Genomic DNA, 13021 nt, shown 5'->3' with positions numbered 1-13021 from the left:
CGCAAATATCTAATTCGTTCCCGGGCGCGCCGCGCTGGGCGGGGCACCGCGTCTGCTGTCAACTGACTGTCAAACTGTTGCAATCAACTTGCCGGGCGCAACGTAATCTTGAAACTGGTCGGCGTCTTCCCATCGATATCCTGAGGCATCGGATTGGAACGCTGGACCGCCCGCAGTGCCGCATCGTCCCACGCCTGGTTGCCACTGCTGCGCGAGATCTGCGCATCCAGCAGCGTGCCCGTCGGCGCGCAGCGTACGGAGATGACGGTCTCAAGACCTTCCGTTTCTCCACCCCACGAGATGTTCGGGCGCACCACACGACGCACCTTGTCCGCGTAACCCGGCGATGTCGCCGTGCCACCCGAGCCGCTGCCCGTGCCGCTCTTCGCAAGCCCATTGCCACTGGAGCTTTCGCCCGCCGAACCTTGCATCTGGGCAAGCCGCGCCCGGCGTTCCGCATCCAGCTTCTTTGCTTGCGCCGCAGCATCGGCCTGGGCCTTGGCCTTCGCCGCTTTCTGCGCATCAGCCTTCTTTTGCGCGTCGGCTTGGGCTTGCTCCTGCTGCTGCTGTTGTTCTTTCAACTGCTGCTGCTTTTGCTGATCGGCCAATTGTTGCTGCTTCTGTTTATCGGCTTGCTGTTGCTGCAACTGTTTCTGCTTGATCGCCGCTGCTTTTTGCGCGGCGAGTTGCGCTGCCTGATCGGCGGCCAGTTGCTGCTGACGCTTCGCGTCGGCTTCCTGCTGGGCTTGCAGCTTCTGCTGACGCTGCTGCTCAGCGAGTTGTGCCTCGCGCGCCGCTTCCTGTTGCTGGCGTTTCTTTTCCTGCAGTGCGATGTCGGCCTGTTCGTCCGGCAGCGGCGGGGCAGGCGCTACCGGCACGGGCGGCGGAGGCGGCTGGCGTGGGATGGCCGTATCGGGCACCTCGGTCCACAGCTCGGCTTCCGCGCCGGCCGGCGTACTGTTCTGCCATTGAATGCCGTGGTACAGGAAGAATCCGAGCAGCGCATGCATTACCAGCGCGAACGCAAAGGCTCGCCCGGTGCCGCGTTCACGCGGTGGCTGGAGCGGATATTCGGAATTCTGGCGGATCATTGCGATTTGACGAGCAGTCCAACGCGCTTGACGCCCTGAGCTTTCAGCTCGGACATCACATTCATCACGACTTCGTACTTCACGGTCTTGTCGGCGGCGATCACGACCGGCTGGTCGGGATGCGATTGCGCGCGGTCGGAGATGAAGCCGCGCAGGTCGGCCTTCGTCATGTTTTCCTGTTGCTGCGCCCCCGCGTCGTCCTTGTATTTGACGCTCATATTGCCGTCCGCACGAATATTGACGATCACCGGCGGGGTTTGTTGCTGCGGCGCAGCACCGCCGACAGTCGGCAGATTGACGATCGACGGGGCGACGAGCGGCGCGGTCACCATGAAGATCACGAGCAGCACGAGCATCACGTCGATGTATGGCACGACATTGATGTCGGCCATTGCGCGGCGCTGACGGGAGCCGCGCATGCTGGAGGAAGAGCCTGCCATCGTGGACTCCTTACTGTGCCTGACGCTGCAGAATGTTCGAGAACTCTTCGATGAAGGTCTCGAAGCGGATCGCGAGACGATCAATGTCGTGCGCGTAGCGGTTGTAGGCGACCACGGCCGGAATCGCGGCGAACAGGCCGATCGCGGTGGCGGTCAGCGCTTCGGCGATACCCGGCGCGACGTTCGCAAGCGTAGCCTGCTGCACGTTGGCGAGGCCGCGGAACGCATTCATGATCCCCCACACCGTGCCGAACAGACCGATATACGGGCTGACCGAGCCGACCGACGCGAGAAACGCCAGGTTTGCCTCGAGCACGTCCATTTCACGCTGGAATGCAGCGCGCATGGCACGGCGAGCACCGTCGAGAATCGCGCCTGAATCGTTCAGGCGTTTTTCCTTGCCCTTCAGGAATTCGCGCATGCCGGACTCGAAAATCCGTTCCAGTGCGCCGATTGTGTGGCGGTTGTTCGCGGCGCTCTGATAGAGCGCCTGCAGGTCGCCACCCGACCAGAAATCGCGTTCGAAACGTTCAGTTTGCGCGCGGGCCCGGCGGATCGCAAACCACTTGCGGAAGATAAAAGTCCACGACAATAGCGACAGCAGAAGCAGCAGCGCCATGACGGCCTGCGCCAGCAGGCTCGCGTTGAGTACGAGTGAAACGATCGACAGATCTTGTGTAGTGTTCATAAAGGTTCGTTTTAACGTCCCGGAAGGGGGCGTCCGGCTGCAAGGTCACTCGAAGCTTGCCGTAAGCAAAACGGAAGCATCGGCGATATTGCAAGCCGAACCATGCTTTGTGTTGCTTGATCGATATGAGTTCACTGGCCCCGTAACAACGGGGTTCAGTCGTTGTCCGTTGACATGCCGCCATCGTTCGCACTCGGTCCGCGCCGCAGAGCAGCGAGAACCGGCGGAGGAATCGCGGCCGGCCGCAGCGCAATGCGGTCGACGCAGCCGACCCGGATGGAACCGGAAGCAAGCAGCGTGCCGTCACGCCACGCTTCCTGCGCGAAATCGACGGATGCGCGGCCAAGACGCTCGATTCGGCTCACCACATTGACGACGTCGTCGAGCCGGGCCGGCGCCCGATAGTCGACTGCGGTGCTGCGCACAATGAAGATTGCGCCCACTTCGTCGACGAGCCGGTTCTGGTCGACGCCGCACGCGCGCAGCCATTCAGTGCGCGCCCGCTCAAAAAATTTCAGGTAATTCGCGTAAAACACGATGCCGCCGGCGTCGGTATCTTCGTAGTACACGCGGATTGGCCATGTGAAACCGATTTCCGTGCCGGGCTGGCTGGTCGACATATTCATGCGGCGCATTTTACCGGAACCCACACCCCGAGGTCTGTTTCAAGATGTGCGCCCCGCCTGGCGGGTCTTAGCTGGAATTTCAACCGCGATGAACCGACAAAGCGGAGAACGATTGGGCCACCGGCATCAGCTCGATCGTGTTGATGTTGACATGGGCAGGCCGGGTGGCGATCCAGTAGATCGAGTCGGCGATATCTTCGGGTGTCAGCGCTTGTACGTTCTCGTACATTTTGGCCGCTTTTTCGTCATTCCCGCGGAAACGCACGTTCGAGAACTCGGTGCCGCCGCACAGGCCCGGTTCGATGTCAGTCACGCGTAGCGCCGTGCCGGCCAGATCGGCACGCAGATTCAGACTGAACTGGCGCACGAATGCCTTGGTGGCGCCATAGACGTTGCCGCCAGCGTACGGCCAGCGGCCGGCCGCCGAACCCAGATTGAAAATGTGGCCGCGGTTGCGCTCCACCATGCCGGGCAGGAGTGCATGGGTGATCTGCACGAGGCCCGTGCAGTTGGTGTCGATCATGGTGTTCCATTCGTCCAGACTCGCCTTTTGCGCCGGCTCGACGCCGAGCGCGAGGCCGGCGTTGTTGACGAGCACGTCGAGCGCGGCGAAATCGGCGGGCAGCGAGGCCGGCACGGCTTCAACGGCGGCACGGTCCCGCACGTCGAGCTCATACGGCAGGAGGGCGTCGCCGAGTTCGTCGGCGAGCGCCTGCAGGCGGTCCTTGCGGCGCGCGGTGGCGACGACACGATGGCCGCCCTTGACGAAAGCGCGCGCGATAGCGGCGCCGAATCCAGCGGACGCTCCGGTGACGAACACGATCATTGCAGTTTCCTGGTTGGTAGGAGAGAAAGGCCCCAAGCCTACTTCCAATGCGGCGCTGCGGCAAGGATGAACCAGCCGTACGAGCGCCTGCGGCAGGGACGCGAAACGGGTTCCGGGTGTGCTTTCGTCAGATGTTTGCGCGCCGCTCGCGGCGACGCCATAACCGGCTTTCCGAGCGCCCACCGGCCCGGCAGGAAGCCGGTTGCCTATTCGATCCTCTTCCAATAAACTAACGCGCTCATCCCTGCGTGACTGGCGATAGAACCGATTCAAGCAATCGGGTTCAAGGTGGAACAACCCACCGTGAAGCGCAGGGTGCCGTTTTGCCGTTCGCCTGGGCAGCCGTGATCCGCGCGCATTTATCTGCGCTGACGGTGGCTGTCCTGCCTCGCGTGTGCGGCGACTCTCTATCCGCCACGTCAGGGCTGGCCCAGCCGCCAGCAGCGCTGCGTACCCTCTACGCAAGATTCGGCGCACGATCCGGTCAACCTGAACACACTCAACGGAATCCGTATGTTTGATAGAGCCCAAAGCACCATCGCCAACGTCGATCCTGAACTCTGGAAGGTCATCGAGCAGGAAAACCGCCGTCAGGAAGAGCACATCGAACTGATCGCGTCGGAAAACTACACGAGCCCGGCCGTGATGGCTGCGCAAGGCTCGCAACTCACGAACAAGTACGCCGAAGGGTATCCGGGCAAGCGCTACTACGGCGGCTGTGAATATGTCGACATCGCCGAGCAGCTGGCGATCGACCGTGTCAAACAACTGTTCGGCGCTGAAGCCGCCAACGTGCAGCCGAACTCCGGCTCGCAGGCGAACCAGGGCGTGTTCTTCGCCATGCTCAAGCCGGGCGACACGATCATGGGCATGAGCCTCGCGCATGGCGGTCACTTGACGCACGGTTCGCCGGTCAACATGTCGGGCAAGTGGTTCAACGTGGTGAGCTATGGCCTGAACGAAGCCGAAGACATCGACTACGACGCGGCTGAAAAACTTGCACAAGAACATAAGCCGAAGCTGATCGTGGCCGGCGCGTCGGCGTTTTCGCTGCGCATCGACTTCGAACGGATGTCGAAGATCGCCAAGTCGGTCGGCGCGTATTTCATGGTCGACATGGCGCACTATGCCGGCCTGATCGCTGCGGGTGTCTACCCGAACCCGGTGCCGCACGCGGACTTCGTCACCACCACCACGCACAAGAGCTTGCGCGGCCCGCGCGGCGGCGTGATCCTGATGAAGGCTGAATTCGAAAAGCAGATCAACTCGGCAATTTTCCCGGGCATTCAAGGTGGTCCGCTGATGCACGTGATCGCCGGCAAGGCCGTCGCGTTCAAGGAAGCGCTGTCGCCCGAATTCAAGACGTATCAGCAGCAAGTCGTCGAGAACGCGCGCGTGCTGGCTGAAACGCTGGTCAAGCGCGGTCTGCGCATCGTGTCGGGCCGCACCGAGAGCCACGTGATGCTGGTCGACCTGCGCGCGAAGAAGATCACCGGCAAGGCAGCGGAAGCTGCGCTCGGCGCGGCGCACATCACGGTCAACAAGAACGCGATTCCGAACGACCCGGAAAAGCCGTTTGTCACGAGCGGCGTGCGTCTCGGCTCGCCGGCCATGACTACGCGTGGCTTTGGCGTCAAGGAAGCGGAGCAGGTGGGTAACCTGATCGCCGACGTGCTGGACAACCCGGAAGACGCAGCCACGATCGAACGTGTGCGTGCGCAAGTCGCCGAGTTGACCCAGCGCTTCCCGGTTTACCGCTAAGCCACCATGCACTGCCCCTTCTGCCGTCACGCCGATACGCAAGTTGTGGATTCCCGCGTATCCGAAGACGGCGCGACGATTCGCCGGCGCCGCCGCTGCCCGGCCTGCGACAAACGTTTCACGACGTATGAGCGGGTCGAGCTGGCGTTGCCGTCGGTCGTCAAGAAGGACGGCAGCCGCACGGAATTCGATCGTCGCAAGATCATCGCAAGCATGCAACTGGCGCTGCGCAAGCGCCCGGTGGCAGCGGACGCGATCGACGCGGCAGTTGCCCGCATCGAGTATCAACTGCTCGGTAGCGGTGAGCGTGAGGTGCGCAGCGAGCGCCTCGGCGAACTCGTGATGGACGAGTTGCGTGCACTCGATACGATTGCCTATGTTCGTTTCGCCTCTGTCTACCGGCGCTTCGAAGACGTCTCCGAATTCGAGGACGTGATCGAAGAATTTCGCCGCGCCTCTTCTCCTCCCAAGCCGACCCGCAAGCGCTGACTGTCGTCGCGCCGGAAGTTGCACCCCAGCTTCTGTTTCCCGCCGCGTTGATTCGCGCATCTGCATCTCCGTTCCCGTTATGGTTCGTCACGCGTGCATTTTTGCGCGGGATAACGCCTGAATGCCACCTGGCCATTCGGCCGATTGTTGGCCCGTTTGCGAATCGCTAGATTGACTGCATTCTTTGAAACGATCAGGGATGCAGATGAAATGGGATGCAGTCTGTTTGCGGCCATGCCGCGGCTTTACGCTTGTCGAAACGCTGGCTGTTGTCACACTGCTGGCGATTATTGCGGTGATGGCAACGCCGTCGTTCGTTGCCTGGCACCTGCGGGACCAGGTCGACGCGCGTGCAAAAGCGCTCGTTTCGACGCTCGCCTATGCGCGCAGCGAAGCGTTGCGCCGCGGTGCTCGCGTCACGGTGTGCCGAATCGACGCAGCGCGGCATTGTCTTGCCGCAGGGCAAGCATGCGGCAAAGGTGTCACCGACTGGTCGTGCGGCTGGGCCGTATTGACTGACCGAGATGGCACGCTCTCGCTACTGCGCGCGCATCCTTTGCTCGCAGCGGTCAGTATCACGGGGACGCAGACGAATCTCACGTTTACGCCGCCGGCGGGACAGTTGATCGGCACACTTCGCAGCTTTGATATTGCGCCGCGCGTGCCGTCGAAAGCGACTCAGGGCGACAGATGGCGGCGCTGCATCCGCATCGCGGCGGGCGGGCGTGCACGGATTGTCGAAGGCGCATGTGGAGCAGGATTGTGAGCCGATATCCGTCGAATGCACGGGCGCATAGTTACCCGGCAAGGCGCCTGGCAACGCATAGAGGCAGTTCGCTGATTGAAGTGATGCTAGCCGTTGCCCTGATGGCAGTGACGGCGCTCGGGTTGATCGCCGGTCAATTGTGGACTGCGCGCGAGGCCCGTGCGATGGCAATGCGCGAGCACGCAGCATGGATAGCCGATTCCGTTGCCGAAGCGATGCGCGAGCCTTCGGCGGGTGACTCTGCAATCAGGCCATGGAGCGCGCGTGCCACGGCCCTGTTGCCACACGGTGAAGCGTCGGTAGAGGAAAGCAGCGGTGTGTCGGTAGCACGTGTCACGTGGACGGCGCTGCGTGACATGCCGCGTGCCGGCGATGTCATCGACAAGCCCGAGTCATGCGGCGCTGCGGATATTCCTACAGGCTCCTCTTGCGTTGCACTGGCGTTCGCAAAATGACGCAACGCATGTATATCGCGTGTGGCCATACGCTCGTTGAGTTCGTGATCGCAATTGCGCTAGGGTTGGTGGTGACCGTTGGCGCGGTCTCGCTTTATACAACGCAGCGTAACGTGTTCGAGCGCTCGGCCGATGCGATGCGGATCCGCGAAGCGGGCCTGACCGCGCTTACGCTGATGGGCCAGCAACTTCAAATGGCCGGCTTCGTGCCAGCAGACGTCGTAAGGTTCAATAGTCCGCCGCCGCTATTCGGTTGTTCGGGTGGCCGCCCGATCGGTGCGGACGATAGCGTTGCCTGCGAGGCCTTGCCGAGCCGCTCGGACGGTATCGCGGTTCGTTATGTCGGGGACAACGTTTCGACGTGGCCGTCAACCACCGGCCAATCGACCGATTGCCTCGGCCAGGCTGTAACGAACAACAATGCGGCCCTCGGCGGACAGGGCGTGCTGGTGGTCAACCGATACTTCGCCAGGGTCAGCGGGTCGACGGGCGAGCCGGAACTTTACTGCGAAGGCAATGGCAAGGCGGGGTCCGCGCAGCCGCTGGTCGAAGGCGTCGAGCGTGTGCGACTCAAGTATTGGCTGGCCGGCGGGCAGACCGCAATAGATGCGGCGGCAGTGACGGCCGATCAATGGGCAAGGATTGTCGCCGTCGATCTCTGCGTGCTCGTGCGCGGGGCTCCGGGAGGGCGGCGCGTGCGCTATGTCGATTGCGACGGTGTGAGCGCGCTCGGCACCGATATGCGGGCGCGTCAGGCTTTCTGGCGGCGGGTCGCGATACGCAATCACGCGGAGGATTCCCTGTGACCGGAGGAGCTTGCAATGCAATGCACCGGGCGGCCTCGGCTCAGCGAAATCCAGATGTTCATCCCGTGAAAGTAAGCGAAAGCGGAGGGGGCATCACGCAACTGGAGTGCTCAGGCGTGTCAAATATGCAGCGCCGTCTCGTGCGGCTGACCCGCGGAGTATGCCGGGGACGCTTCGTATGCAGGGAGCGCTCGCCGCGCCGGGAGCAACCCAGACATTTGGCACGTCTTATCCGCGCCAGTCGCGGATCACGCGCTCGCAATGGCGGTACCGTCCTGCCGATCGTCCTGCTGATTTCCGCGATGATGTTGACCACCTCCGCGGCGTGGTTCGAAACATCGCTTGCGGCGGCGCGCGGTGCCGGCAACGTGCGTGACTATTTGCAGGCATTTCATGCCGCGGATTCGGCACTGACCTTATGCGCCCGGAATGTGGTCGCTGCGGCAGCTTTCGAGTCGCAGCCAGTGGCGTCGCTCCCGCCCGGCGAGCCTACGCAGTGGAAGTACGAAGCCGCGTTCGAAGCCGGCGCCGTTGCGGCTGTCGCGCGATGGCCCGGATCGCTGCGAGCGCCACAATGTCTGATCGAAGCGTGGCGCCTGGGGGCTCGCGCTGATGCGCGAGCCTATTTACTGACTTCGCGTGGCTTCGGCCGGACCAAGGAGTCGCAGGTGTGGTTGCAGATGGAACTCGTGATCACTGGCGAGCAGATCGAACGCCATTGGCGTCGCGTCGCCGCACGCCCATTTTGACGGGGGGGACATGACAAGGTTGCACACATCCGCCTTTACGCTACTGGAGCTGATGATCGTGCTGGCGATAGCTGCGACGCTGGTCGTGTTTGCCGTGCCCTCGTACCGGAGCCATGTCGCGCGGACACACCGGATCGACGCGGCATCCGCCCTTTATCGGGCAGCGCAATTCGTCGAAGGATCGGCAAGCGATGGCACCGTGACATTGCCGCCGGGTCTGGATCAGGCGCCGCAGTTCGGCACACCAATCTATCGCTTGCACGTGCTGCCGCCGGACGACACGAACGGTGGCTATTCGGTGGAGGCAGCGCCGATCGAAATCGGCCCTATGCGCGACGATGCCTGCGGTACCTTCACCCTGGATGCAACAGGGCTGCGAGGCAATAGACGTGACACGAACGGTACGGCACCGGCTAGCGGCGAATGCTGGAATACGAGCTAGCGCTCCTGGAGAACGCGGCGTCGGCGAGTTGAAGCGTGTTGGCGGCTCAGTTTCAGTAACCGCTATCGACAGCCTGTTCCTTGTTGGTAGAGGCTGCGGATTCGTTCTTCATCTGCTGCCAGATTCGATACGCTTCCCAGCCGGCAAGCGCAAGGCCGCCCCATTTGAGCGCAGGTTTTGCACCCGCGGCAATGGTTGCGCGCAGCGGCTTGGCCAACACCAGCGAAGCGATCGAACTGATGAGCGGATACTGTTTGAGGAGTGCGCCGATACTCCCCGCGTTGAGGAAGTGTGCCTTCGATCCGCTGCCCATACGCATGCCACCGAAGCCTGGCACGATGAATTTGAGCCAGCTGAAGTGCGTGACTGCCTGCCGCAATTCGATAGTCGCTTGGGCAAGTTCCATGCGCTCGACATCCGCGCGCACCAGCAGCAATTCCTTGCGCAGCGCTCGAAGGTGCGGCGCACTCAGATCTTTGGCCTGGTGGCGCTTGTTGCGAAATGCGGTATCGGAATGGGTTTGGCTCATGGCGTGTCGGCGGCAGTGGAAGTGGGGCTGTACATCAGTGCTGCAAATCGCTCAAGGTGTTTGCTAATGCTAAGTGTTCGTGAAGGCGCAGGGCGTTTTCGGTGCGCACATGACCCTGTTGTGCCTGCGGTGTCACGGTTTGCGGAACAGGTCGCGGTCTTTTTCGAACTCAGCAAGGGTGGCTTCGAACACTATTGGGGCATTGCGCAAACCGCTGCGCGCTTTCAGTGCGCAGGCTATTCCTGCAATGGCATAAACCGCCGTGATGCTGGCGAGTGCTTGCCATCGGTAGGTGTCCCAGAACGCGATGGCGATCAGCGCCGTTAATGCGATCAAGGCCATCGTTGCGAGCATCATGGCCGCGAGGCCGAGGAACAGCACGCCGATCAGACGGTCTTTTTCTTCGGCGAGTTCGATGCCGACCAGTTCAAGCCGCGTTTGCAGAATGGCAAACACGGATCCGATGATACGGCGCAACGGACTATGTTCGCCGTGCTGCGATTGTGTTTCTATCGTCATGGCTTTGGGCGTTGCGCGTGAAGACCTAACTGGCGCGTGAAAACGAGCGCGCCAAGAGAAGCGGACCGGCCATACGCGCGCCGGTCAACTCGATTCGCTGATGCGCCGGACGTGATACGCCCGGCTCCATCATCCGTGTTACTTGCGGTTGATCAACAGCCCCAGCAGTACGCCGGCGCCTGCGGCGATGCCGATGGACGCCCACGGATGCTCATGCACGTAGTCGTCAGTGGCGCGTGCGGCCTTCTTGCCTTTCTCGACCACGACGACCTGGACGTCAGCCGCCTTCTCTTTGGCCTGCTTCAGGCGCGTAAGCGCCGTTTCACGCAGTTCCGAAGCGCGCTCGCCGGTGGCGCTCGCGGCCTGTTTCAGCAAATCTTCAGCGTCCGCGAGGACGGTTTTAATATCCGACATCAATCTCTCCTTGTTGACTTCCGACATTGACAGCTCCCCTTCGTCTCACGCCACGCGTGAATCGTAACCAAAGAAACGGCCGCTGGCGAGCGCAGTGCTCGATTCATGAAAATGAACGCATGAACCGTTCCTGGTTGGAGCAAGCCTTAGAAACCCCATATCTGCTGCAGCCTGCAGCAAAGTTTGCCTAAGATGGAGTTGATCTGTCCCGCAAAGTTTCCACTAAATCGGTGAAAATTACAAAAACGCATAAAGTAGTGACGCGATGTTCGTTCGTTATGGGCCGTCACTCCCGTATGCTGTACTGTGGTGAGGCGCGCTTTCGTAGAGCGTCGCGCGCGAATGCTCGCGCAGAATGTCCGAATACAATCAAGGAGCTGCATCATGAGTCTACGTCTTGGCGACATCGCACCCGATTTCGAACAGGAGTCGAGTGTCGGCCGCATCAAGTTCCACGAATGGCTGGGTGATAGTTGGGGCGTGCTGTTTTCGCACCCTGCTGATTTCACGCCAGTCTGCACGACCGAGCTGGGTTTGACGGCGAAGCTGGCGGGCGAATTCGAGAAGCGCAATGTAAAGACGATTGCGTTGTCGGTCGACAGCGCAGAGTCGCACAAGGAATGGATCAAGGACATCAACGAGACGCAAGCGGCCAATGTCGGCTTTCCGATTCTCGCCGACGGTGATCGCAAGGTCGCTGAGTTGTACGACATGATCCACCCGAACGCCAACGAAACGCTCACGGTCCGCTCGCTGTTCGTGATCGATCCGAAGAAGAAAGTGCGTTTGATCATTACGTATCCGGCCAGCACCGGGCGCAACTTCGATGAAGTGCTGCGCGTGATCGATTCGCTTCAACTCACTGACAACCACTCGGTCGCCACGCCCGGCAACTGGAAGCAGGGCGATGACGTGGTGATCGTGCCGTCGTTGAAGGACGAAGAAATCATCAAGCAGAAATTCCCGAAGGGCTACAAGGCGCTGCGTCCGTACCTGCGTATGACACCGCAGCCGAACAAGTAAGCGGTTGATGCGTCACAAAGCGCGCCGCTAGCTTCATCGCGGCGCCGCAATAAAAAAGGCCGGTTCAAAAGAACCGGCCTTTTCCTTTTTTACCTTTCGATTCAGCAGCCAGGACCAGGCGCCGCCATCGAAGCAATCAGCGCATCAGAAAAACGCCTGAATCCCCGTCTGCGCGCGCCCAAGAATCAGCGCGTGAATGTCGTGCGTACCTTCGTACGTATTCACGACTTCCAGGTTGACCAGATGCCGCGCGATGCCAAACTCGTCCGAAATACCGTTGCCGCCGAGCATGTCACGCGCGAGCCGTGCAATGTCCAGCGCCTTGCCGCACGAGTTGCGCTTCATGATCGACGTAATTTCGACAGCGGCCGTGCCTTCGTCTTTCATGCGGCCGAGACGCAAAACGCCTTGCAGGCCGAGCGTGATTTCAGTTTGCATGTCGGCAAGCTTTTTCTGGATCAACTGGTTCGCGGCGAGCGGCCGGCCGAACTGTTTGCGATCCAGCACGTATTGACGCGCGGTGTGCCAGCACGCTTCAGCCGCGCCGAGCGCCCCCCAGGCAATACCGTAGCGCGCCGAATTCAGGCACGTGAACGGACCGCGCAAGCCGCTGACTTCGGGGAAGCGGTTTTCTTCCGGCACGAACACTTCGTCGAGCACGATCTCGCCGGTGATCGAGGCGCGCAAGCCCACCTTGCTATGGATGGTCGGCGCCGACAGCCCCTTCCACCCCTTCTCGAGAATGAAGCCACGAATCGAATCCTTGCCGTCTTCTTCGAGCTTCGCCCAGACGACGAACACGTCGGCAATCGGCGAATTGGTAATCCACATCTTCGCGCCTGACAGCGAATAGCCGCCGTCGACCTTTTTCGCCCGCGTGATCATGCTGCCCGGATCGGAGCCGTGGTTCGGTTCGGTCAGGCCGAAGCAGCCGATCCATTCGCCAGTAGCGAGCTTTGGCAGGTACTTCTGCTTTTGCGCTTCCGAGCCGAATTCATAGATCGGCACCATGACGAGCGACGACTGCACCGACATCATCGACCGGTAGCCGGAATCGACGCGCTCCACTTCACGCGCGATCAGACCGTACGCCACGTAGTTCAGGCCGGGGCCGCCGTATTGCTCGGGAATCGTCGGGCCGAGCAGGCCGAGTTCGCCCATCTCGCGGAAGATCTCAATGTCGGTCTTCTCATGACGGAACGCTTCGAGCACGCGCGGTTGCAGCTTGTCCTGCGAATAAGCGGCGGCGGCATCGCGCACCATGCGTTCGTCTTCCGTGAGCTGCTGATCCAGCAGCAACGGGTCTTCCCAGTGAAACTGCGCGGCCTCTGCCATGACGTATCTCCTGATTCCTTGCTTGACTAGAACTTACTCGAGCTTGACTTAAGTTCCGCTAT

At 61.4% G+C, this 13021-nt stretch carries 17 protein-coding genes and 1 riboswitch; of the genes, 8 read left to right on the top strand and 9 right to left on the bottom strand.

Annotated features, from left to right (window positions below; translation table 11 throughout):
- Positions 1 to 83: 83 nt before the first annotated feature.
- The 5 genes from tolA to ydfG all read right to left on the bottom strand — a co-directional run bounded on the left by tolA (position 84) and on the right by ydfG (position 3671).
- Entirely contained in the window at positions 84 to 1091 is a 1008-nt protein-coding gene (tolA, locus tag ACUN0E_RS38575) for a cell envelope integrity protein TolA (RefSeq protein WP_445569908.1), read from the bottom strand.
- The gene (tolR, locus tag ACUN0E_RS38570) at positions 1088 to 1531 is read right to left on the bottom strand and encodes a protein TolR (protein ID WP_445569907.1); all 444 of its coding nucleotides are present in this window, start codon (positions 1529 to 1531) and stop codon (positions 1088 to 1090) included. Before tolR ends, tolA begins: the two co-directional genes overlap by 4 nt.
- Positions 1532 to 1541: 10 nt before the next feature.
- Complete coding sequence (gene tolQ, locus ACUN0E_RS38565) at positions 1542 to 2219, bottom strand: protein TolQ (RefSeq protein ID WP_012431821.1); 678 nt, start codon at positions 2217 to 2219, stop codon at positions 1542 to 1544.
- Between the two features lie 155 nt (positions 2220 to 2374).
- Positions 2375 to 2854, bottom strand: coding sequence for a tol-pal system-associated acyl-CoA thioesterase (gene ybgC, locus ACUN0E_RS38560; protein WP_445569906.1), 480 nt, complete (start codon positions 2852 to 2854; stop codon positions 2375 to 2377).
- A 70-nt stretch (positions 2855 to 2924) separates the two neighbouring features.
- Positions 2925 to 3671 (bottom strand): bifunctional NADP-dependent 3-hydroxy acid dehydrogenase/3-hydroxypropionate dehydrogenase YdfG, encoded by a 747-nt coding sequence (gene ydfG / locus ACUN0E_RS38555; protein WP_408225481.1) that lies wholly within the window; start codon positions 3669 to 3671, stop codon positions 2925 to 2927.
- Between the two features lie 238 nt (positions 3672 to 3909).
- Positions 3910 to 4018, top strand: a riboswitch (ZMP/ZTP riboswitch).
- A 166-nt stretch (positions 4019 to 4184) separates the two neighbouring features.
- Between ydfG and glyA the strand changes: the two genes are divergently transcribed.
- From glyA to ACUN0E_RS38520, 7 genes are all read left to right on the top strand, one after another.
- Entirely contained in the window at positions 4185 to 5432 is a 1248-nt protein-coding gene (gene glyA / locus ACUN0E_RS38550; protein WP_325047710.1) for a serine hydroxymethyltransferase, read from the top strand.
- A 6-nt stretch (positions 5433 to 5438) separates the two neighbouring features.
- Positions 5439 to 5921, top strand: coding sequence for a transcriptional regulator NrdR (gene nrdR / locus ACUN0E_RS38545; RefSeq protein WP_445569905.1), 483 nt, complete (start codon positions 5439 to 5441; stop codon positions 5919 to 5921).
- Between the two features lie 199 nt (positions 5922 to 6120).
- Entirely contained in the window at positions 6121 to 6687 is a 567-nt protein-coding gene (locus ACUN0E_RS38540; protein WP_445569904.1) for a GspH/FimT family pseudopilin, read from the top strand.
- Between the two features lie 83 nt (positions 6688 to 6770).
- On the top strand, positions 6771 to 7142 hold the full coding sequence (locus ACUN0E_RS38535; protein WP_408225493.1) for a hypothetical protein: 372 nt from the start codon (positions 6771 to 6773) through the stop codon (positions 7140 to 7142).
- Entirely contained in the window at positions 7139 to 7948 is an 810-nt protein-coding gene (locus ACUN0E_RS38530; protein ID WP_445569903.1) for a PilW family protein, read from the top strand. Before ACUN0E_RS38535 ends, ACUN0E_RS38530 begins: the two co-directional genes overlap by 4 nt.
- A gap of 302 nt (positions 7949 to 8250) precedes the next feature.
- Positions 8251 to 8697: a pilus assembly PilX family protein gene (locus ACUN0E_RS38525; protein WP_445570590.1), complete on the top strand. Its 447-nt coding sequence runs from the start codon at positions 8251 to 8253 to the stop codon at positions 8695 to 8697.
- A 10-nt stretch (positions 8698 to 8707) separates the two neighbouring features.
- Complete coding sequence (locus ACUN0E_RS38520) at positions 8708 to 9139, top strand: type IV pilin protein (protein WP_445569902.1); 432 nt, start codon at positions 8708 to 8710, stop codon at positions 9137 to 9139.
- A gap of 52 nt (positions 9140 to 9191) precedes the next feature.
- Here the strand turns inward: ACUN0E_RS38520 and ACUN0E_RS38515 are convergent, their stop codons facing one another.
- The 3 genes from ACUN0E_RS38515 to ACUN0E_RS38505 form a co-directional block, all read right to left on the bottom strand.
- A complete protein-coding gene (locus ACUN0E_RS38515; RefSeq protein ID WP_445569901.1) occupies positions 9192 to 9668 on the bottom strand; it encodes a DUF3318 domain-containing protein in 477 nt (158 codons plus the stop codon).
- Positions 9669 to 9800: 132 nt separating this feature from the next.
- A complete protein-coding gene (locus ACUN0E_RS38510; protein WP_325047717.1) occupies positions 9801 to 10187 on the bottom strand; it encodes a phage holin family protein in 387 nt (128 codons plus the stop codon).
- Positions 10188 to 10325: 138 nt separating this feature from the next.
- A complete protein-coding gene (locus ACUN0E_RS38505) occupies positions 10326 to 10628 on the bottom strand; it encodes a DUF883 family protein (RefSeq protein WP_028198798.1) in 303 nt (100 codons plus the stop codon).
- A gap of 357 nt (positions 10629 to 10985) precedes the next feature.
- Here ACUN0E_RS38505 and ACUN0E_RS38500 point away from each other — a divergent pair, with 357 nt between their 5' ends.
- A complete protein-coding gene (locus ACUN0E_RS38500) occupies positions 10986 to 11624 on the top strand; it encodes a peroxiredoxin (RefSeq protein WP_408225505.1) in 639 nt (212 codons plus the stop codon).
- A 144-nt stretch (positions 11625 to 11768) separates the two neighbouring features.
- On the opposite strand, the gene ACUN0E_RS38495 is transcribed toward ACUN0E_RS38500, so the two are convergent.
- Positions 11769 to 12959 (bottom strand): acyl-CoA dehydrogenase, encoded by a 1191-nt coding sequence (locus ACUN0E_RS38495; RefSeq protein ID WP_408390810.1) that lies wholly within the window; start codon positions 12957 to 12959, stop codon positions 11769 to 11771.
- Between the last annotated feature and the right edge of the window lie 62 nt (positions 12960 to 13021).

This window comes from Paraburkholderia sp. D1E (genome assembly GCF_052682275.1).
This window is presented reverse-complemented; position numbering and strand designations above follow the sequence as displayed.